Below are 21,051 nucleotides of genomic sequence, written 5' to 3'. Positions count from 1 at the left end.
GAATTTCGTTCCTCAATCCAACCTAAACCTTTTAAAAATAAAGGTTTATGATTTTCTTTGATTAAGGTAATAGAAAATGGCTAGTTAGCTCAAGAAATTTGGAGTACCACTACCACCATTCTTACCAACAGCAGGAATTTCTAATAGACTATCCGTAGCTTTGCCAGTACCGTCATTGATAACGGCTGTAGAGCTACCTGATGGATGTCCATTGGGGACAAACAGTTGCGGGTGGTCAAAAGGCGCTTTCTCATACCGAACTCGCTCATCAGTCAGACCTTTTAAAAAGGCGACCAATTGCTGTTTTTCTTCCGGTGAGAGACCTAGTGGGGGAAGAAGCCCTAAGTTACCACCCCGATTGTAAAAATCAATCACTTGCTCTAAGGTTGCGTGACCTCCATTGTGGAAGTAGGGAGCAGTAAGTTCCACATTACGAAGTCCAGGTGCTTTGAAGGCTCCGTCTGCAAACACCGTTTCAGTAGGATTCAACGGTGGATTCAAGGTGGGAGGATTTTCGCCAAGAAGAAGCTGAAATTTCCCTAACTGAGCCAATCGTGCTTCTGAAAGCGGATTACCGAAAGCGTCCTTACTACCTAAACTAGGATCTTCTGTAGTAGGTGTGACACCGATATTGAAGAAGCCAGTGTCTTCAGGGGAGTTTGGCGGGAAGGGCGCACGTTTGATTCGTCCTTCTTTAGTCACATTGCTTGTTGAAGCAGCTGTCAATTCCGATCCAACGTGACAAGCAATACAGAAAGCTTTGCCCTCAAACAGTTGTTTCCCTTGTTGCTGCTCAGAAGTTAGGGCATTAGTGTTTCCTTCTAAGAAGCGATCAAAGGGCGTATCATTGGCAATGAGTGTAGACTCGTACAACTGAACTGCCAGCCCAAAGAATAGCGAGAAGTTGTACTCCATTAATGTGTACTCATTAGTCTCCAAGGAGCGATCGGGCTTTTTGACAAAAGTCCTTCTACCTTCAGCATCAACTTGGATGAGTTGATTAGACTTCCACCACTCCGGCTTAAAAGCATCTTGAATCAGCTGCCCATAAGTTTTATCTTTAAGTCCGGGTTTGGGCGATCTACTATCTGCACCTAAAACGCTGTCTTGGGGATGTACTACCTGCTTACCTAGCGGTCTGAGAGGTAATAACTTTTTCGCAAGTTTTCGGGGAAGCTTTTTACCTTTACCAGCGCTGAGGGATCTTCTGTCAATTCGCCCGAACTTATCACCAATCTCTTGAAAAGTTCGACCATCAGCAGATGACTCAAAGGAACTGAGTGGCGGGCCAACCGCTTGGGATGCCAAAGATGAATTCTTCAGACTAACTTTGACAAATTCTAATTTATTTGGGTTTGCTGCTTTAGCGATCGCAGCATTAGGATCTCTTAAACCGAAAGGATTCACCCCATTAAAGATGTTTTGTGCCCTTCCGTCCCAGAAGTTGCGGAAGTTGAATGCTGAATTAATCACGGTTGGAGTATTACGCGGCTCGACGCGGCGCACATTAATGCCTCCCACGTTAAACACTGGATCTGGCTCGTTTGTTACTTTGTCTTCTGCATTACCAGGTGTGACATCAACAAACTTACTATTGAAGATGCCCTGAGAAGAACTGACATCGTTACTGTGGAAAGGAAAATCCCCTGGTTTGAGTTGGTAGTTTGGTAGTCCACCAACATTAAAAACTGCATCTGGATTCTCCGTACCATCAGGGTTAATCCGTAAAAGTCCAGGAGCAATCTGATTTTTGGATCTATTGTCGGCCCCAGCATGGAAGTGACAACTAGCACAGGCAGTTACGCCGTCGCTCCCAACCTGCATATCCCAAAAAAGAGTTTTTCCTAACTTTACGGCGGCTACTTTGTCTTTTACGAAGTCTCCAAGATTGTCCGGCTGTGGAACCGATATGCTTTTGAGCGAAGGTAGAGGCGATGGCGTAACCTGGGCTGAGACAGTATTTCCAGCTATTATTGCTGCCATAATAATGACAGCAATTGTTATAGTCTTTAAAAATCTTGATCTCAGGTAGTTAAGCTTGCCATATTTGAATCTCCACTCTTGGCGCTTTATTTTTGTCACCATAGATTTGAGCAAAAATCGACTTTTTGAGGTCAGTAGTAAGTAAATGGATAAGCCTGTAATAGAAATTACTAAGCTTAAGATGGGTATAAACCCCATAATGCTTTGTACTAAGATAAAACTGAAACAAATTATACGTTTATGTGGAACTCTGAATTTTAATATTCATGTAAAGTAACTACGCAATTTACAAATTTTCTATAAACAAGAAACGCCACGATTTAGCACTAAAAATAAATTGAGTAGGGTCGATAAGCCGTTCTACATTTAATTTTTTCACTAAGCTATTAAGATAGATTATCAATAAAAGATTGTAAAATTTAGATATGCAAATTAGATATTTTTTAACTTCTCATCAGCCCTACTTTGAGTAGGATACTTGAATGTCACTACATCAAAGTTCTGGTCGCTGGCGCTTAGGGCTAGTATTATCGCTATTAACGGTTTTATTGTGGGGAATTTTACCTATTGCTCTGGCAGTAATTCTGCAAGTACTTGATGTCTATACCGTCGTTTGGTTTCGATTTTCGGTATCATTTTTACTACTAGCTGTGTATTTAGGAATACGCGGCAAGTTACCAAAGTTAGAACAACTGCGTTCTGCTTCTTGGAAATTATTAGCGATCGCTACACTATTCTTAGGGATTAATTACTTCTTTTTTACCCAAGGTTTATCACTAACATCACCTGCTAACGCTGAAGTTTTGATTCAATTATCTACCCTTTTATTAGGTTTCGGAGGGTTAGTAATTTTTAAAGAACGTTATCGGCTGTATCAATGGATTGGTGTCAGTGTAATGATTTGCGGTTATGTTTTATTTTTTCGTGAACAACTAACGAATCTAATTACAGCGCATGGCACATATCTACTAGGTAGTGTTTTCATAGCGCTAGGCTCAACGTCATGGGCAATTTATGCTTTAGCACAAAAGCAGTTATTACAATCTTTATCTTCTGCCAGCATCATGCTGATTATTTATGGAGGATGTGCTTTATTATTCACTCCTCTAGCCAAAGTAAAATCACTTTTGATACTCGATCCTTTCCATTTAGGAATGTTGCTTTTTTGTGCTTTTAATACTTTAATTGCTTACGGTGCTTTTTCCGAATCATTAGAACATTGGGAAGCATCACGAGTAAGTGCCGTAATAGCTTTAGCTCCCGTTGTGACATTAATAGCAGTTGCAGTTGTATCAGTTATTGCACCTAATTGGATACCATCAGAACACTTCAGTTTCGTAGCAATATTGGGAGCAGGTTTAGTAGTTACAGGTTCAGTAGCGATCGCATTAGGGAAAGCTGATTAGTAGTAAGGATTTTCAGGATTTTTACTGTTTTCTTTATCTATAAAATCCGTGCAATATTCAAAGCTACAACATAAATACTGAGGCACAGTATTTTTTATTTGTTATGATTTGATAGTGAAGGCGAACTACGGGAGTCACCCATTATAAGATGGATACTTTACCCATCTGTGTGACACTGTAGGATCTGATTTTTGACTTTCTAGCCCAGAGAAAAATTCTTGAAGAAGAATTCATAAATCAGAATTCAGGAGTCAGATAAAGCTTTCTACATTCGCAAGTCATACAAAATTCATACTGAATTATAACGGCTGACTCCTAAATTCTGTTTTGATAAAATTGAGGCTAAAAACTTAAAGTAAACCAAGCAGGGTGTCCGAATAACTACCAAAGCCAACACCTGATAAAACCAGACCACCGAAACAGTTGAGCGATGAATAGTTTGTTTGGTAATTGGGCCAGCAGCCTCAGAAAAAATTCCCTATTGCTGGTTCTCTCAACACTGCTGCCAACGTTTGGAATTAGCAATTCTGTCTTGGCAGCAGAGCGGATTTATGCATCTTATTCAGCCTTAGAGCTTTCCATTTCAGTCAACACTTTAGAAAACTATGCCAAAACAGGTGTAATTAACGAAGATTTGGCAGCGTATCAGCAATATTTGCCTCTACAACAGCTTCCAGAATTGCGACGGATTTTACTTAATCGTGTGAAAGTTAGTCCGGTAGTACTTTCGCAACTTCTCTATACACCGCAAGGAGAATTTTTGCTGCATCGGTTGGCGCAAGTCATTAAAACCAGTCAACCAGGATTTGGTAATTTGCGTTCGGCGCTAATTTCAGCCTCTGCTGAATCGGGAGGCTTGACACTTTTGAATGTTTTGCGTAAATATCCCAGCAGCAGCATTCGTCTTGATGTTGCAGAGACTTTAGAAATAGCTACGGAATTAGAGAAACTTGTTAGCCAAACCCATAGTGCGATCGCAGCAGTTTCCCAAGAGTCTAAAATAGAAGCTGCTACCACTCCACAACCAAATCTCTCGCAATTGCCTGATTTAAAGGTTCCTGGCAAGTTTAAGTCGCAAAAATACACCCTAAAGTTTTTTGACTCAAAGCGCAACCGGCTTTTATTAACTGATGTTTACATTCCCAATGTTCAAAATACTACACCCGTAATTGTGATTTCTCACGGCTTGGGTTTAGATAGCAGCAACTTTCAATATTTAGCTACGCACCTATCTTCTTATGGATTTGCCGTTGTCGTTCCTAATCATCCTGGTAGCGATGCTAAACAATTACGTTCTCTGCTAAAGGGACATGCGAATGAAGTAGCAGAACCAGGTGAATTTCAAGACCGACCTTTGGATGTCACATATATATTGAATCAATTGGAAAAAGGTAATCAATCTGATTCAAGGTTTAAAGGTCGCTTAAATCTGCAACAAGTCGGAGTATTTGGTCAATCTTTGGGAGGCTACACAGCCTTAGCCTTAGCAGGCGCAAAAATCAACTTTGAGCAGCTAAAACAAGACTGTCAACCAGCAGCACTGCAAAAAACCTGGAATATGTCTTTACTGCTCCAGTGTCGCGCTTTAGAATTGAGCATCAGCAAGTCTGGCAAGGATTATAACCTGCGGGATGAGAGAGTAAAAGCTGCGATCGCAGTTAATCCCATTACTAGTTCTATTTTCGGCAAAGCTGGCTTAAGTCAAATCAAAACTCCAGTGATGATTGTCAGCAGTAGTGATGATACAGTTGCACCAGCTTTATCTGAGCAAATTTTACCTTTCTCCTGGTTTGCGAATTCCCAAAAGTATCTCGTCATGCTTGTAGGTGGTACTCACTTTTCCACCATTGGTAATGGCAATCCTGCAAATCAACAAGTAGCATTACCTACTGATATGATTGGCGATGCTTCGCAAGCGCGTCGTTACATGAATGTTTTAAGTTTACCTTTCTTCCAAACATACATTGCAGGAAAACCACAATACACCCCTTACCTGAACGCCGCCTACACTCAAAGCATTTCTAGTAAGTCTCTTGGTTTAAGTCTTGTCAAGTCATTGAATACAACCGAATTAGCTCAATTACTGGATATGCAAGGAGCCAAAACCGTAAAAAAAAAGTTCCCAACACCATAGTCAGCTTCGGATTTTGGATGTTGGATATTGGTGTTGCATTGCTCCATGTAATGATTTTTGTTTGATTTATACAGACGTAATAAATTACGTCTGTAGAGTTTATTTGCACCTTTATAAAATCAGAGGTTCAATTCTTGCTTGCACTTCTTCAATTAGATCCTCTTGAACTCTCTCTACAAACAAAACTTTTCTAACTTTCCAGTCTAGTGATTTGATCTGATCGGCTAACACTACGCCACTGGTTATCATTCCATCAGGAAGCGGAACTTCAAAGTTAAGACCTTTTTTTTGATTAGTAATTGGACAAATTAGAACTATGGAAGCCATTTGATTGTATTTTAATGGCGACATAACTAAAAAAGGACGATAGCCCATCTGCTCACGCCCTTGAGGTTTTAGTTCTGCACTAAGTGTTTTAGCAATATCTTCAAATGATATTCCTGATGTTCTTAATGCTAATACACGTCGGATAGAATCAGCCGTAATTTGCGTTGTAGTTCCACAGTCTAACTTGACAATATCGCCTCTATCTGGAACGTATGGTTTAATTACCAAACTTCATTCCCCATAGCAGATCCGGTATCTATTTCAGAATGGAAATTATCTGGAGTCATACCTTCCAATAATTCATCAAGCGTATATTTTTTTCGCTGCTGCGGCGTGATGACAATACTATTGCCTGAAACGCTGAAAGTTATGTCTGTTCCCTCTTTTACATTAACTTGTTCAGCTAAAGCTTTCGGAAGTCTAATAGCTAGACTGTTTCCCCACTTAGCAACAACTGTGGTCATAGCTACCTTTAAATACTTTCTTAGAGAATTACACGCCCAAACGTAAAACTTTCGGAGCTTGACACATCTACTTTAGACTCTTATGCGTATCTACTTTGAATATACCATAATCTGTATTTTCAGTCCGTTATGGAAGCGGTAATATACTCTACCCGATCTTTTAATTATTTGCCCTTACCTACTTACCTCAAAAAACCGTAAGAAGCACAAATGATATACGATCGCATTCATCCTTATCGGCATATACTTTAAAGAAATGTGACAATTAATTGCGCTATTGTAAAATTCAGCTTTACATAAGTTGATTTATGAGCCAGCCTAAAAATACTACTACCCAAGCGACTGCTCTGACTAACCACGATCGCAAACCTATTCATATACCTGGCTCTATTCAACCTCATGGTGTACTACTAGCACTCAGTACTCAGTTAGAGATACTGCAAGTTAGCAACAATACCCAAGCTTATGTAGGTAAAGAGCCAAAAGATTTGCTTGGTAAACCATTGAGCTATTTATTAAAAGCTCAACAAGTAGAAGCTGTAAAGCAGTGCTTGGTAAAAAAAATTGGCAGTCCCAATACTTTTAAAGTATCAATAAATACTTCGGATGGGGTACGAGATTTTGATGCGATCGCTCATCGTACAGAAGAGGCTGTGATTCTGGAGTTAGAACCGACTGACTCAAAATCTGAGGTGAGTTTTCTAGGCTTTCATGCTTTGGCAGGTGAAGCGATCGCAAAAATGCAAAGCACATCAAACCTGATAGAATTTTTGCACTTAGTGGCTGAAGAAGTCCAAAAAATCATCGGTTTTGATCGGGTAATGGTCTATCAATTTGATGAGTCGGAAGCGGGTTCTGTTGTTGCAGAAGTAAAACGGGAAGATTTATCACCTTATTTAGGACTTCATTATCCCGCTACGGATATTCCAGCGCAGGCTAGGGAGTTATACACACGATGCTTTCTGCGATTTCTTCCCGATTTGACGGCCGAATCTGTCCAGCTAGTTCCAACGCAAAATCCGACAACACATCAGCATCTTGATTTAAGCTACTCTGTGCTACGGAGTTTTGATTGGTGTTGTGCTGAATATCATCAAAATATGGGAGTGAAGGCTCTTTTGGTGATTTCGCTGATTCAAGAGCAGAAACTTTGGGGATTAATATCTTGCCATCATCAAACACCAAAGTATATTTCCTACGAAGTACGCAAGATGTGCGAATTTTTGGGACAAATCGTATCTTCAGAGTTAGCGCACAAAATTAGTTCTTCGGAATGGGACTATAAGGTAAAACTCAAATCGCTACAGTCTGAGTTCCTTGAGTCCATTTCCCAAGCAGACAACTTTATCGATGCCTTAATCAAACCGGAAATCCGCTTGCTAGATTTTGTCAGTGCCTCTGGAGCGGCTGTTTGTCTGGATAATGAAATTAACCTTGTGGGAACCACACCAAATATTGATCAGGTGCGAGGGTTAATTGAATGGGCAGATACTCAAGTTAGTGACAACCTGTTTTCTACAGATTCTCTGCCGAAGCTTTATCCAGAAGCACTCATATTTAAAGATACTGCCAGTGGTTTATTGCTGCTGCGAATATCTAAAGTCCGGCGTTATTATATTCTTTGGTTTCGTCCTGAAGTTATCCAAACAGTACACTGGGCAGGAAATCCACAGGAATCCATTCAAGCTCAAACAGATGGTAGCTATACCCTGTCTCCCCGAAAATCTTTTGAACAATGGCAAGAAACGGTTAGATTAACTTCTTTACCTTGGAAAGGGTGTGAACTTGAAAGTGCGATCGCTCTGAGTAATGCGATCGTTGGTATTGTCCTCTCGAAAGCGGATGAATTAGCGAAAATCAACCTGGAGTTAGAACGCAGTAACCAAGAACTAGCATCCTTTGCCTACGCTGCTTCTCACGATCTTAAAGAGCCTTTGCGGGGCATTTATAACTTCTCGACGGTGCTGCTAGAAGACTATGCCCAAGTATTAGATGATGACGGCATTGAGTGCTTGCAAACAGTAGTGTCCTTATCTGTACGCATGGAAACTCTGATTAATGCTTTGCTGCGACTATCGCAGTTAGGACAAGCACATCTCCGAGAGCAAGCAACCGATCTCAACGAATTGCTCAACCAAGTAATTAATGTCTTTCATGCTAGTCGCCAAGGCTGTGGGCTTGTGGATATTCGCATTCCTCGGCCTTTACCAACAATTCAGTGCGATCGAGTTCTCGTTAATGAAGTCTTCAGTAACCTCCTTGGTAATGCCTTCAAATACAACGATAAAGCAGAGCAATGGGTTGAGATTGGCTACCTTTCTCAAGAAGAGGGAGCAGGGAGCAGGGGACAGGGAGCAGGGAGCAGGGAGCAGGGAGCAGGGGGAGCAGGGGAAGCGATTATTTACCAGTCCCCAATCCCCAATGCCCCATGCCCAATCTTTTATATCCGAGATAACGGTATTGGCATCCCACAGCATCACTTAGAAACTATCTTTAGATTATTCAAGCGGCTGCACTCTCAGGAAAAGTACGGTGGAGGAGCAGGTGCAGGATTAGCTATTGTTAAAAAGATTGTTGAGCTTCATAACGGCCAAATTTGGGTTGAATCTACCGTAGGTGTTGGCTCTATTTTCTATTTCACGCTGGAATAGTTTAAGATAATAACCAAATATATATTTTTGTTAAGCTCTTTTAAGACCACGAATGACAAAAAAACTTCATGAACCTCTGCTTGTTGTTGAGGACAGCAATGAAGATTTTCGGATGCTACAACGTCTGATGCGGCTCATGTCCGTCCAGAACCCCATACATCGTTGTACTAATGGGGATGAGGTTTTAGAGTTCCTGTATCAACAGGACAGTGATGCCCATAGCAAAGGCGAAAACTTACCCAACTCTAAAGTAGCATTACGACCCTCTGTGATCTTGCTCGATCTGAATTTGCCCGGTATTGATGGCCGTGACATTTTAGATCGGCTCAAGCAAGACAAGAGTTTCAAGGAAATCCCCATCGTTGTTTTTACCACATCATCTAACCCCAAGGATATTGAGTTGTGCTACCAAAAGGGCGCAAATGGATATCTGGTAAAGCCGATGGATGCTCAGGAACTAAAAAAGACGATCCAGGCATTTGTGGATTACTGGCTTGAAGCCAATATGCCGCCAGTCTTGGATTAATTTTTTTATTGCCTGTTGATGAGGCAGTAGGGAAAGGATAATAAAGGAGACGGTTCAAAGGGCACAGAGACATTTCCTTCTTTGAGTCACTGTGTCTGTTTGTCTCTGCTAGATTCCTTTTCCCCATTTTTCTGTTTTTCGAGTATTTGATGTTTCTTTAGGATTACTAAAGAATTTAGATTTTATTTATACTTATTTTATATTATTTTTAGAATTATGCAATAAAAACCAATCTGGATAAAAGGGATCTACATAGTTCCCCGATCCTCATACTTGTATATGTTGGATACATGGACGCTACTCATCATTGATGATTGTGCAGCAGATCGGAAAATCTATCGCCGATATCTGTTGAAAGATCCGCACCAGTCCTACCAGATATTTGAGGCAGACTGTGCAGAAGAAGGACTTGCTTTGTGCCAGAAAATCCGCTGCGATGCCATTCTGCTGGATTTTTGCCTACCTGATATGAGTGGGATAGAACTCTTCGATCAAATGCAGCAGGAGATATTTAAGACTTCTGTCCCTGTGATTATGTTGACAGGGCGAGGCGATGAAGAAGTGGCTGTGCAAGTCATGAAACGGGGTGCGCTGGATTATTTGGTGAAGCATAATCTGACACAGGATGTACTGCAATTAGCAGTCCGAAACGCTATTAAGCAATCATACTTGCAAGCCCAACTCAGCAAAACTCAGGAAAGACAGCGCTTAATTGCTACAACTGCTTTACGAATTCGCCAGTCTCTTAACCTAGAGCAAATTTTGAATACAGCTGTAGCAGAGGTACAGCAACTTCTAAAGTGCGATCGCGTGATGGTATATCAGTTCACCCCAGATACTGACGGTAAAATAGTTGCCTCATCAGTTGAGTCATTCCGCACTGTATTGTGCGATCGCGTCGCGCCTGGGCAAGAAGCAGGGGAGCAGGAAGCAGGGGGCAGGGATCAGAGGAAGGAAAAAGGTAAATTAATTACTCATTCTCCCCCTTGCACCCTGCACCCTGCCCCTCTGCCTCTTGTGTCCAATTCCCAATCCCCAATCCCTTATATTTATGAGCTTGGGTTGTGTAATTGTGTCAGCCTGAAAGAGGAATTTAATACTAATGCAAATCTAGTAGTTCCCATTAATTTGAGTAACAATGGGAACCCAACTCCCAAGCTTTGGGGTTTGTTGATTGCTCACCAAAATTCTGGAGAACGACAGTGGCAAACTGATGATGCCCAAATGCTCAATGAAGTTTCGGTACAATTAGCGATCGCTATCCAACAAGCTGAATTGCTAGCCCAAACTCAAGCAGCCCTTGCGAAAGAAAAGCAACTCAATGTATTTAAATCCCAAATTATTGCAACAGTTTCTCATGAATATCGAACGCCGCTAACTTCAATTCTGGCGGCTGCATCAACTTTGGCAAAATATAGTCAGCAACTGGATGAGTCTAAACAACAAAGGTTTTTAGGAATTATTGAACAGAAAACAAGGTATATGTCCAAACTTGTTGATAATATGCTTCTGGTTAACCAATTTGAACTAGAAAAACCCAAATTTAAGCCAATCCCACTAGATTTGCTGCAATTTTTTTCTGATCTTATAGAACAAGAGCGAGAAACAACAGGCGATCGCCACGAATTAATTTTTCAAATTACTGGGCATACCCAAGGCTTTTGGGGCGATCGGGGACTGTTGCAGCAAATTTTTATTAACTTAATGTCTAATGCAATTAAGTACTCTCCAGATGGAGGTGCTGTAGAGTTCCACCTGATCGGTAAAGAATCAGAGGTGATTTTTTACATCCAAGATCGAGGAATTGGTATCCCGATTAAAGATCAAGAAAATTTGTTTCAATCCTTCTGTCGTGGAAGTAACGTTGATACAATTCCTGGCACGGGTTTAGGATTGGCGATCGCTAAAGGTTGTGTAGAATTACATGGTGGCAATATCACCTTATTTAGTGAAGTGGGGCAAGGAACTAAAGTTACAGTCAGCTTACCAAAGGTATTCCCAATCGATCAAGTTTCCCCATCATCAACTTGATTTGTAGAAGTATATAGCACTTATCGGTTATCTGTATTAATTAAAATTTTAAAAACAAATATTGTGATTTTTACTCTTGAATTTCTATGTTGGTAATCAGCCATTCTTCGATTGTTTTACCGCAAGGCTCAGAACTTTGGCAATCACTGACATTCTCTAGCCCATAAGACATCTTTACTTTTTTATTGACGTATTTCTCTGGTTCGCAAACCTCAAATCTTGCCCCGACACCTTCATATAATTTACCTTTTTCATCAACAACACTAACGTAGCATTTTAAGTCTCCATTCTGCATATCTTTGATAGTACCCAATATCGGGTTATTGTGAGGAATTTCATTAGTTTTGTTATTTTTAATAGGTGTTTTTTCATTTGATGTTGGATTACTAGCTGTTTTACCAACTTCGATGTTATTTAGCTTTTCTTTATTTGCAGAAATAGATTCAGAATTAGCTGGAGTAGTTGTTGCAGTATTTGCTTGATTAACTTTATTTGGTTGAGAAGTACTATTGCCATCACCGCAACTTGCAATCAACATAGAAGAAAGAATTAACATTGTAGTAGTGAAAATTGCTTTTTTCATTTAATTTATGTTTATAAAACCCTATCGATGATTATTTTGGTAAAAGTATTTTATGTGTTGTCACTTATAAGTGACAATGTGGTATTTACTGTACATACTCGGCGTTATCTGCATTTTGTGTGTATTTTTCGGTAAAGTGCTTACAGGATATCTTGAAGGTGATTAATGTGTATAAATTAATGCTTGAGAAAGCTTTAATTACCAAATATTAATGCTTTGAGCCTTAAATAAGTATTTAATAGAGTTTAGAAGCTGTAAGTATTGATTTTGTGTTATTTCAAGGTTTTCTCAACTTAAACAAACCATTTGACTGGACTTCCCACGACTGTGTAGCGCGGGTGCGAAAATTGTTGCGCCTCAAACGTGTCGGACATGCGGGAACCTTAGATCCAGCCGCAACAGGGGTTTTACCAATTGCCCTTGGTAAAGCCACAAGATTATTGCAATATCTGCCAGAAAACAAAGCTTACAAAGCTACTATTCGCCTGGGTGTGCGTACCACAACCGATGATTTGCAAGGTGAAATCATCACTTCTCAACCTTGTGCTGGATTGAGTTTGGCAGAAGTGAAAAGTGCATTAGCACAATTTGAAGGCAAGATTGAGCAAATACCACCTATTTACAGTGCAATCCAAGTGGATGGTAAGCGTCTCTACGATTTAGCACGCCAAGGGAAAACAGTAGAAGTTCCAGTGCGAACAGTGGAAGTTTTTCGGATAGATATTTTGGACTGGAGAGAAGGAGATTTCCCAGAATTGGATGTGGCGATCGCTTGCGGTTCTGGTACATATATTAGAGCGATCGCTCGTGACTTGGGTGCAAACTTAGAAACTGGTGGCACTCTGGCGGCTTTAATCCGTACAGAAAGTAGTGGTTTTAATTTAACCGATAGTCTTACATTGACTGATTTAGAAGCACAACTACAAGCTGGAATATTTCAACCCGTTTGTCCAGATGCAGCTTTACAACATCTATCATCTGTTACTTTACCAGCAACATCTGCTCAAAAGTGGTGTCAAGGTCAGCGAATTTCTCTAACTTTTGATGTCCCTACAATAGTGCGAGTTTATGATGAAGAGACTCGCTTTTTAGGTATTGGGCAATTACAAGACGAAGTGTTGATCCCTCAAATGGTTTTTGAACCAATTTCTTAATATCTTAGTTATTGGTCATTTGTCATTTGTCATTTGTCAAGAAGAATAATATAACGAACTACTATGCAAGAAAGGTTAGGCCAGATTGAGGTGATTATAGAGCGGACAGCACAAAGGACTGAAGCGATCGCTGTGTTCGCTAGACGGGAGAATGGCAAGTAATGAGCGATCGCTATCCTACCACTGCTGCACGTCTCAATGTTTACATCCAAGGTCAAGGATTCCCCATTTTGGGCTTACATGGTCATCCTGGTACTGGTCGTAGTCTTTCTGTCTTCACCAATCATTTATCAAAACGCTATCAAACTATTGCCCCTGATTTACGCGGATATGGCAAAAGTCGGTGGAATGGCAATTTTGCTATGAATGACCATTTAACTGATTTAGAAGTGCTGCTAGACCGCTTAAATATTGACAAATGCCTAGTATTGGGATGGTCACTTGGGGGCATTCTGGCAATGGAACTGGCATTGCGTTTACCAGAGCGCGTTACTGGGCTGATTTTAGTAGCGACAGCTGCAAAACCCCGTGGTAGTCATCCGACCATAAGTTGGCAGGATAATTTATATACTGGCATTGCTGGTCTATTAAACTATATAAAACCGAGTTGGCGATGGAATATTGAAACTTTTGGCAAGCGATCGCTTTTCCGCTACTTAGTTCAACAACATACATCCACAACTTACAACTATATCGCCAAAGAAGCAGTACCAGCTTATCTGCAAACCTCTCCTGCTGCTACTCGTGCCCTCTATAGCGCCATTCAATCGGGATACAATCGGCTTCCAGATTTGCCACAAATACAATGTCCTAGTTTGGTACTTGCTGGCGATCAAGACCGCCACATCACATCTGATTCGAGCCTAGAAACTGCTCAACACCTCCAAAATTCTCAGTGGCAGTGCTATTCAAATACCGCCCATCTTTTCCCGTGGGAAGTCCCCCAGCAGGTGCTGAATGACATTGACCATTGGCTGGAAGAACATCCGCAGGTAATTGGTATTCAATAGTCCCAGAGTTTTTACCTCTGAACCACATAATTCGCAATTAGAACTCGAAATTAAGTTAGCGTCTCGTAGAGAAGCCCATTACGAATTACGAATTACGAATTACGAATTACGAATTATCTTAATTTTCGCCTAACTTAAATCTGACCGCCAAAGGCAGGCTGTACTTTGCGGTCAAATCTTTCCCCCAAGTCTTCAGCAATTGTTAAGGTATTAGGTTTGCAACGTTTGACACGCACAGTAATTCCCGTAGCTCCTTCGACTTCTAAATCTTCTATGTATCCAATGCTTGAAAATTTTGCATCAGAAGAAGTCAGAAATGGCCCAAAGTAGTAAGTACACCGGGGATTTTGCGTCACAATCTCTACCCACCAAGCCAGGCCGATGGAGTCGAATGTGTTAATCAACACTTCCTTGAGGTTATGCCAAAGGGTTTTCATGTTTTTCGCCGATTTATAAACGTCTACAGGGTGTTAAACGATATGGTGCTTTATTATCTTTTACATTTCTTTATACTCTGTTACTGTTATTTTTTCAAAGAAATTTTTTGTAACTTATCTAAGTACAGCGTATTTAGCGATCGCTGACGATAAATTTCATAAAGCGCCATCCCTGCTGCTACAGAAGCATTCAGGCTGGGAGTCTTACCTTGTAGAGGAATCGATACCAAGAAATCACAGGAACGTTGAGTCAACATACCCAGACCTTCGCCTTCTGAACCGATTACCAAAACGATTGGGCCTTTGAAATTTACAGTATGCACGGGTTCGCTTCCACTTGCAGCAGTACCATAAATCCAAAAGCCAGCTTCTTTTAATTCTTCTAAGGCACGGCTGAGGTTAACAACTCTAGATACAGTAAAGTTTTCTAAAGCGCCTGCTGCTACTTTCATGACAGTGGAAGTGATCCCAGATGCTCGTCTTTGGGGAATTACCAATCCTTGAGCGCCTATTGCTTCGGCGGTGCGAATAATTGCTCCTAAGTTGTGGGGATCAGTAATTCCGTCAGCCACTACAATAACGGGATCGGTTACAGATTTAGACTGTTCAATGAGGTCGGCCAATTCGATATAGCCGTAGGGAGCAGTTTGTGCTGCCACACCTTGATGATTAGCCCCATTGGTAAGATAGTCTAAGCGCTTGGGTTCAACCTCATCAATAACGGTGCCATTTTCCTTAGCTTGCAGCAGAAAATGGTGAAAGCTGGGATCGTACCGCAGACGGGTAGTAATCCAGATGCGGTTAAGATTGCGTTGATTTTGCAACGCACTCAATACTGGATGACGACCGTAGATGAGATCGTTATCTTCTTCTATCGGTTGTGTAGATACAGGCGGCTGAGAGAAGCTGCTATTTCGTTGTCGAGAATTGCCAGAAATGGGGTTGCTATCTATTTTCCGGGGATTGCGAATGGGAGCAACAGAAATGGTGTTGCTATCTATTTTCCGGGGATTACGAGTGGGATTAGCAACAGAGGTAGGGTTACTATCTATTTTCCGGGGGTTGCGCGTGGGATTACTAACAACACGCTTACCCTTAATTTTTATAGGTTTACCACGATTGGGTTCGCCGGTAGAAGTGTTGTTGATGATTTTTCTCGGTTTATTCTGCATTTGATTTATGGATATAGCTTATGGTTGAACATACCGATTACCGGAGTTTCTGGAACCTAATCTACTGCTGTACCTATTGTTGTGAAATTGAGTTTTCACCCTTTTTCTACATGAAGCATTTGCAACAGTTCGGTTAGACGCTGGTAATCTGTGAGATATAAATAGCCTATTAGGGTTTCTAGACTAGTTGCCTGTTGATAAATTTCGGGATTAAGTCGCTTAGGGCGGCCTGTAGCGGCATTTCTACCCCGTCGGACAATTTCTAATTCGGTGTCCCTCAGATGAGGAGTTAGCGATCGCAAATGTAGCGCTTGTGTTTCTGCTCTTACCTGCTCCACTACCAGACTATGGTAAATTCCCGACCGCTGCAATGGCAGCAGATAGAACATTCTAACATACAACTCATAAATTGCATCCCCCAAATATGCTAAAGCAGTAGGAGAAATTTGTTGCACTTGTGAGAGGGAAATCTGTTGGAATGGCCCTGTGGTTGCCAAGAGTGCTTCAGTCCAAGATAAACTCTGCTTGGGAGTTTGATCTTGTCCATCTAATAGCTCTTCCTCCTGTGACTTCACAAATAAATCATTCCTTGACGGGCTAGATTTGGCAGGCATTCTTCGCAAAGACTGATTTTTTTGAAGTATGCCATGATAGTATACTTAGCATAATCAATACTATCAAAGTTACTTTTTAATTTCATCTTTTTGATTGAGAGTTGGCATTTAAAATTACCCTGATGTCAACGCCTTGTAAACCAAATTTCGCCTACTTCTTGTAGTCTGTGTCTAAGATAGGGTAAAATCTGAACATCAAATACACCCCGTTACTAGATAGCATTGCTATGCTTACTTAGTAAGTGACAATTTTTAACTATACAGTATCAAGTCAAGTTTATCTATAGACAAATCTGCTAAATTTGTATTTTTTACAACTTTTTCAGACTTGGTTATTTATCCGAATGTTCTAGTAAGCGATTACACAGCAATCACTTGGTATATATATTTTTTTGATTGCTCTACTTTAAAGATAATAGCGCAACTGGCTTATTGCCTCTCCCACAAGGAGAGAGGTTTTCTGCCAGAAGTTTTAAAAATTAAGCTACCCGATATTGAATCTGGATAGCTGAATTAGTCTCTCGGTTCAAGCAACCAAGACTACTTGACGTTTTCTAGAGCTTCTTCAACTGATTTTTGCAGGGAGAGAAACTTCTCTAGACGAACAAGCTTGACCGTTTGAGTTACGCGGGCATTCGTGACAATTTGCAAAGTGCCTTCAGCAGTTTGAGCCTGCTTGGCTAGCTGCACCAGAGCGCCCAAGCCAGAGCTATCAATAAAGTCGATTTGTGAGAGATCCAAAATAATGTGCTTAGGGCCCTCTTCAATCTTGCTGCCAAGCACTTTGCGAAATGTGGGTTCAGAAAAGGCATCTAACAAACCTGTGAGGCGGAATAGCTGGCAGTTATCCCGGACTTCACGAGTACCCCTCAGGCTAACGGTTAGATTCAGTGGCTCAGCAATAATTCCCTCCTCATGAGTTAAAGTGAACGCTCAAGTATAGATGGTTTTTGAGCATGTTGTCTACAATCTTTTGGGGCATTGGGTATTGGGCATTGGGCATTGAAAAACTTTTTCTTAGTCCCTAGCTAGTACCCATTCCCTATTTTTACTTAACCTCGGCTGTTGCGGCTTGACGTGCTGCTTGCATGGCTTGAACAAATTGCTCAAACAAGTAATCGGCATCGTGTGGGCCAGGACTGGCTTCTGGGTGATACTGTACAGAGAATACAGGTAGAGATTTGTGACGTACCCCGGCAATGGTGCGATCGTTTAAGTTCAGATGGCTGATTTCCACAACTGCCGTAGGTAAAGAATCTGGGTCAATAGCAAAACTATGGTTTTGGCTGGTAATTTCTACCCGTTGTTGTAAACCCGCAGGCTGATTTAAACCACGATGACCAAATTTTAGTTTATAGGTTTCTGCCCCTAACGCATGACCTAAAATTTGATGCCCCATACAAATACCAAAGATGGGTTTTTGACTTAACAAAAGCGCTTTGGCAGTTGCAATCCCTCCAGTGACGGCAGCCGGGTCGCCCGGCCCATTAGAAAGAAACACACCATCTGGATTGTAATTGAGGATTTCTTCTGGTGGCGTATCAGCAGGCACAACAATTACCCGACAACCGTAACTTACTAAGCGACGCAAAATGTTGCGTTTTACGCCAAAGTCAAGGGCAACAACGGTAAAGGCTTCTCCAAGATTTTCCGCAGCCTCACAGTTGAATTCCCAAGCTGGAATTGTGGGATCTGACCATTCATAAGCCGTTGATGTGGTGACTTCTCGAACCAGATTCAATCCCGCCATGTTGGGAGCTGCCTGTACCTGTTCTAGCAATTCCGCCTCATCAAGAATGGTTGTGGAAATGCCGCCGTTCATGGCTCCAAACATCCGAATTTTGCGAGTGAGGGCGCGGGTATCGATGCCGTAGATCCCTGGTACTTGATTTTGTTTGAGGTAGTCTGGTAAGGATTGTGTCGATCGCCAGTTACTTGGTCTTTGACAAATATTTCGGGCGATCGCACCCCGCACTTGGGGACCATCTGATTCTTCATCTTCAAGATTGATACCAGTATTGCCTAATTCAGGATAGGTAAAAATGACAATTTGACCGCAGTAACTAGGGTCAGTCAGAACTTCTTGATATCCGGTCATGCCAGTGTTAAACACCACTTCTCCGATCGCGGTTCCCGTCGCACCGAAAGACCAACCGCGATAAGTAGTTCCATCTGCCAAGACAAGTAAAGCAGGTATTGCGTCAGTCAGGGGCATAGTAAATTGGGGAATTGGGAATTGGAAATTGGGAATTGGGAATTGGGAATTGGGGATTGGGCTGGTACTAAACTCTTCCCCATTGGCTATTCCCCATTTCCCATTACCTATTCTTCAATACTGCGATTGTTAATTATCCCATGAGTTGAGCAATTAGGAGTTTTTTGGATAGTTAATTAAAATTAAAGTGGGAATTTAAAGTGGCGGGAGTGGATTTGACAAAGCTTGGGTGGTTAAAATTAATTATGCTTCAGTCTTTTTTATCCCGTGCAACCCTAATTTTAGTATCAAGCGCTCTTGCGGTTTTGTGTGTTGCCTGTAGTGAAGACAAACGGAACACTGTGACTGGTGGCAATGAGCAACCCGCGCCAATTGGGGATTTGGCATCAGTAAAACCTGCCGTTGAATCACCAACACCAGCAGTTACCCCAGAAGTACAGTCGCTAGAGCCGTCTGAAAGCGAACCAAGTCTTTTTGAACAGGGGCTAGACAAAGCGGTTGGCGCTTGGAGTATCAGCCGTTCTGCTCAATCTCCAGGTGATTGGATTTTGGTGGCGAATCAGTACCAGGATGCGATCGCGCTGATGCAAAGAGTCCGACGACAAAGCCCAGAATTTGCGATCGCTCAAACCAAAATTACTGAATATCGCCGCCAAATTAAATATGCCCAACAACAAGCTACTCCTCGCCCTGTGCGTCTTGCCGAACCGAAGAGGATAGTGGTTGTGGTTCCCCAAACAACAATTACACCAAAGTATACCTCGCCTCCACAAGAAACAAAGCCGTTACCAATAGAGCCAGGTTTGCCCTCATCAGCAGTGGTGATTCCAGATCAGGAAGTATTTACAGCGCCGATTAAAAGGCGAATTGGTGGAACGCCGATTGTCGAAGTCACTTTCAATGGACAGCGACAATTTGAGATGATTGTGGATACGGGAGCCAGTGGCACTGTCATCACCCAAGAGATGGCTAATGCTTTGGGAGTCGTGACAGTAGGGAAAGCTAAGGCAAATACCGCTAGTTCTAGGGCTGTAGAATTCCCTGTGGGCTATGTTAATTCGATGGCACTTGGTGGAGTAATAGTGAATAAAGTACCAGTAGCGATCGCAGGTGCGGAACTAGAAACTGGACTTTTAGGCCATGACTTTTTTGGCAACTACGATGTCACCATCAAGCGTAATGTCGTAGAATTTCGCCCGCAATCGCGATCGCAAATTAATTCCCCAGAAACTCAACTAACTGCTCCAACTTCGTCCAAGCTGCCCCGCTTTGTAGGATATCCTTAGCGATTTTAATCCCTTGGGCGTGGTCGAGGAGTGCGATCGTACCTGCTACTTGCAGCGCCAACGATGCATTTAAGGCAACAGCATCTTGTTGTGCCTGAGTTCCCTTACCTTGCAATACCGCCTTGAGAATTACTGCATTTTCTTGGACATCGCCACCCCGAAGCATACCTATGGGGGCAGGTGTTAGATCCAAATCTAGGGGATTAATGGTAGTTACCTGCACTTCTCCATCTGATAAAACCGCTAAGTCAGTTTCATCTCCTAACCCAGCCTCATCAAGTTTTTCTCGCCCGTGCAAAACGATCGCCTTTTCCTTGCCTAAATTGTTTAATGCTTGGGCAACAGTCGTCAAAAGTTTGGGAGTAAATAGCCCCACAACTTGCCCAGTTGGACGCAAAGGATTTACTAACGGCCCCAGCAAATTAAACACCGTTCTTACCCTGAGAGTTCGCCGCAATTGGGCAACCGCTTTAAGTGCTGGATGCCAACCAGGTGCAAACAAGAAAGTGATCCCCACCTCTTGTAATGCGGCTTGCACCTTGTCACTGGATGCGCTCAAGTTTACACCCAAGGCTTCCAATACATCTGCGCTCCCCGTGAGACTTGAAGCTGAACGATTGCCGTGTTTGGCGACTGGTACGCCAGATGCTGCGGCAACAAAAGCAACGGCTGTAGAAATATTAAAGGTTGATGAACCATCTCCACCAGTACCACAAGTATCTATTACAGTGGTGAGCGATGAATGGTGAGTATTGAGTGGGGAAGATTGAGATTGTAAGACTTCAGCCATACCAGTCAATTCATCGGCAGAAATGCCTCTAAAGTTCAGCGCTGTTAAAATAGCCCCTGATAACTCTGGGGGAACCGCTTCACTGAGCCAACCTTGCATCAATTCAGCAGCTTGAGTACGAGACAAGGATTGGCCATCTATTAATTGTTGCAGCAGGACATACCAGCTAGCAGAGGATTCTTGAGCAGGGATTGGGGAAGTTATCATAGCTAAGGTTTGTATGTTGTAGCTATATTGAGAGCTATGGGGTTATCCTACCGGAAAATTG

At 41.9% G+C, this 21,051-nt stretch carries 18 protein-coding genes; 8 read left to right on the top strand and 10 right to left on the bottom strand.

All coding sequences use genetic code 11. The features are described from left to right. Positions 1–84: 84 nt before the first annotated feature. Positions 85–2,181, bottom strand: coding sequence for a cytochrome c peroxidase (locus FD724_RS30560; RefSeq protein ID WP_179075209.1), 2,097 nt, complete (start codon positions 2,179–2,181; stop codon positions 85–87). A 284-nt stretch (positions 2,182–2,465) separates the two neighbouring features. Here FD724_RS30560 and FD724_RS30555 point away from each other — a divergent pair, with 284 nt between their 5' ends. Then, on the top strand, positions 2,466–3,389 hold the full coding sequence (locus FD724_RS30555) for a DMT family transporter (protein ID WP_179075208.1): 924 nt from the start codon (positions 2,466–2,468) through the stop codon (positions 3,387–3,389). Between the two features lie 430 nt (positions 3,390–3,819). Further along, on the top strand, positions 3,820–5,523 hold the full coding sequence (locus FD724_RS30550) for an alpha/beta hydrolase (RefSeq protein ID WP_179075207.1): 1,704 nt from the start codon (positions 3,820–3,822) through the stop codon (positions 5,521–5,523). A gap of 111 nt (positions 5,524–5,634) precedes the next feature. Here the strand turns inward: FD724_RS30550 and FD724_RS30545 are convergent, their stop codons facing one another. Next, positions 5,635–6,078 carry a type II toxin-antitoxin system PemK/MazF family toxin gene (locus FD724_RS30545; protein WP_179075206.1) on the bottom strand — a complete coding sequence of 148 codons (444 nt, stop codon included), beginning with the start codon at positions 6,076–6,078 and terminating at the stop codon, positions 5,635–5,637. Then, a complete protein-coding gene (locus FD724_RS30540) occupies positions 6,072–6,314 on the bottom strand; it encodes an AbrB/MazE/SpoVT family DNA-binding domain-containing protein (RefSeq protein ID WP_114083185.1) in 243 nt (80 codons plus the stop codon). Before FD724_RS30540 ends, FD724_RS30545 begins: the two co-directional genes overlap by 7 nt. Positions 6,315–6,622: 308 nt before the next feature. Here FD724_RS30540 and FD724_RS30535 point away from each other — a divergent pair, with 308 nt between their 5' ends. From FD724_RS30535 to FD724_RS30525, 3 genes are all read left to right on the top strand, one after another. Next, complete coding sequence (locus tag FD724_RS30535) at positions 6,623–8,965, top strand: ATP-binding protein (RefSeq protein WP_179075205.1); 2,343 nt, start codon at positions 6,623–6,625, stop codon at positions 8,963–8,965. Between the two features lie 52 nt (positions 8,966–9,017). Then, the gene (locus FD724_RS30530; RefSeq protein WP_114083184.1) at positions 9,018–9,491 is read left to right on the top strand and encodes a response regulator; all 474 of its coding nucleotides are present in this window, start codon (positions 9,018–9,020) and stop codon (positions 9,489–9,491) included. Between the two features lie 279 nt (positions 9,492–9,770). Further along, on the top strand, positions 9,771–11,522 hold the full coding sequence (locus FD724_RS30525; protein ID WP_179075204.1) for an ATP-binding protein: 1,752 nt from the start codon (positions 9,771–9,773) through the stop codon (positions 11,520–11,522). Between the two features lie 70 nt (positions 11,523–11,592). On the opposite strand, the gene FD724_RS30520 is transcribed toward FD724_RS30525, so the two are convergent. Then, positions 11,593–12,105, bottom strand: coding sequence for a hypothetical protein (locus tag FD724_RS30520; protein WP_179075203.1), 513 nt, complete (start codon positions 12,103–12,105; stop codon positions 11,593–11,595). A 269-nt stretch (positions 12,106–12,374) separates the two neighbouring features. Here FD724_RS30520 and truB point away from each other — a divergent pair, with 269 nt between their 5' ends. Then, positions 12,375–13,259 carry a tRNA pseudouridine(55) synthase TruB gene (truB, locus tag FD724_RS30515; RefSeq protein ID WP_179075202.1) on the top strand — a complete coding sequence of 295 codons (885 nt, stop codon included), beginning with the start codon at positions 12,375–12,377 and terminating at the stop codon, positions 13,257–13,259. A 161-nt stretch (positions 13,260–13,420) separates the two neighbouring features. Then, positions 13,421–14,269: an alpha/beta fold hydrolase gene (locus tag FD724_RS30510; protein ID WP_179075201.1), complete on the top strand. Its 849-nt coding sequence runs from the start codon at positions 13,421–13,423 to the stop codon at positions 14,267–14,269. Between the two features lie 134 nt (positions 14,270–14,403). Here FD724_RS30510 and FD724_RS30505 read toward each other — a convergent pair whose 3' ends face one another. The 5 genes from FD724_RS30505 to carA form a co-directional block, all read right to left on the bottom strand. Further along, positions 14,404–14,706: a DUF1816 domain-containing protein gene (locus FD724_RS30505; protein ID WP_114083179.1), complete on the bottom strand. Its 303-nt coding sequence runs from the start codon at positions 14,704–14,706 to the stop codon at positions 14,404–14,406. 86 nt (positions 14,707–14,792) lie between these two features. Next, entirely contained in the window at positions 14,793–15,878 is a 1,086-nt protein-coding gene (gene rlmB / locus FD724_RS30500; RefSeq protein ID WP_179075200.1) for a 23S rRNA (guanosine(2251)-2'-O)-methyltransferase RlmB, read from the bottom strand. Positions 15,879–15,973: 95 nt separating this feature from the next. Beyond that, entirely contained in the window at positions 15,974–16,453 is a 480-nt protein-coding gene (locus FD724_RS30495) for a Mini-ribonuclease 3 (protein WP_179075199.1), read from the bottom strand. 579 nt (positions 16,454–17,032) lie between these two features. Continuing rightward, positions 17,033–17,398: an STAS domain-containing protein gene (locus FD724_RS30490; RefSeq protein ID WP_083782327.1), complete on the bottom strand. Its 366-nt coding sequence runs from the start codon at positions 17,396–17,398 to the stop codon at positions 17,033–17,035. 142 nt (positions 17,399–17,540) lie between these two features. Further along, positions 17,541–18,707 carry a glutamine-hydrolyzing carbamoyl-phosphate synthase small subunit gene (gene carA / locus FD724_RS30485; protein WP_012407939.1) on the bottom strand — a complete coding sequence of 389 codons (1,167 nt, stop codon included), beginning with the start codon at positions 18,705–18,707 and terminating at the stop codon, positions 17,541–17,543. Positions 18,708–18,952: 245 nt separating this feature from the next. Here carA and FD724_RS30480 point away from each other — a divergent pair, with 245 nt between their 5' ends. Beyond that, positions 18,953–19,993 (top strand): TIGR02281 family clan AA aspartic protease, encoded by a 1,041-nt coding sequence (locus FD724_RS30480; RefSeq protein ID WP_179075198.1) that lies wholly within the window; start codon positions 18,953–18,955, stop codon positions 19,991–19,993. On the opposite strand, the gene trpD is transcribed toward FD724_RS30480, so the two are convergent. After that, the gene (gene trpD, locus FD724_RS30475; RefSeq protein ID WP_179075197.1) at positions 19,923–20,990 is read right to left on the bottom strand and encodes an anthranilate phosphoribosyltransferase; all 1,068 of its coding nucleotides are present in this window, start codon (positions 20,988–20,990) and stop codon (positions 19,923–19,925) included. The two genes, FD724_RS30480 and trpD, sit on opposite strands and share 71 nt — an antisense overlap. Positions 20,991–21,051 lie beyond the last annotated feature (61 nt).

Source organism: Nostoc sp. C057, assembly GCF_013393925.1.
GTDB classification, from domain to species: Bacteria; Cyanobacteriota; Cyanobacteriia; order Cyanobacteriales; family Nostocaceae; genus Nostoc; species Nostoc muscorum_A.
Note: the sequence above shows the minus strand (reverse complement) of the source record. Positions and strands in the feature narration are given on the sequence as shown.

Coding starts and splice junctions, on each gene's coding strand:
- FD724_RS30560 (WP_179075209.1), bottom strand. CDS start 2,181: ATGGGGTTTATACCCATCTTAAGCTTAGTAATTTCTATTACAGGCTTA.
- FD724_RS30555 (WP_179075208.1), top strand. CDS start 2,466: ATGTCACTACATCAAAGTTCTGGTCGCTGGCGCTTAGGGCTAGTATTA.
- FD724_RS30550 (WP_179075207.1), top strand. CDS start 3,820: ATGAATAGTTTGTTTGGTAATTGGGCCAGCAGCCTCAGAAAAAATTCC.
- FD724_RS30540 (WP_114083185.1), bottom strand. CDS start 6,314: ATGACCACAGTTGTTGCTAAGTGGGGAAACAGTCTAGCTATTAGACTT.
- FD724_RS30535 (WP_179075205.1), top strand. CDS start 6,623: ATGAGCCAGCCTAAAAATACTACTACCCAAGCGACTGCTCTGACTAAC.
- FD724_RS30530 (WP_114083184.1), top strand. CDS start 9,018: ATGACAAAAAAACTTCATGAACCTCTGCTTGTTGTTGAGGACAGCAAT.
- FD724_RS30525 (WP_179075204.1), top strand. CDS start 9,771: ATGTTGGATACATGGACGCTACTCATCATTGATGATTGTGCAGCAGAT.
- FD724_RS30520 (WP_179075203.1), bottom strand. CDS start 12,105: ATGAAAAAAGCAATTTTCACTACTACAATGTTAATTCTTTCTTCTATG.
- FD724_RS30510 (WP_179075201.1), top strand. CDS start 13,421: ATGAGCGATCGCTATCCTACCACTGCTGCACGTCTCAATGTTTACATC.
- FD724_RS30505 (WP_114083179.1), bottom strand. CDS start 14,706: ATGAAAACCCTTTGGCATAACCTCAAGGAAGTGTTGATTAACACATTC.
- rlmB (WP_179075200.1), bottom strand. CDS start 15,878: ATGCAGAATAAACCGAGAAAAATCATCAACAACACTTCTACCGGCGAA.
- carA (WP_012407939.1), bottom strand. CDS start 18,707: ATGCCCCTGACTGACGCAATACCTGCTTTACTTGTCTTGGCAGATGGA.
- FD724_RS30480 (WP_179075198.1), top strand. CDS start 18,953: ATGCTTCAGTCTTTTTTATCCCGTGCAACCCTAATTTTAGTATCAAGC.
- trpD (WP_179075197.1), bottom strand. CDS start 20,990: ATGATAACTTCCCCAATCCCTGCTCAAGAATCCTCTGCTAGCTGGTAT.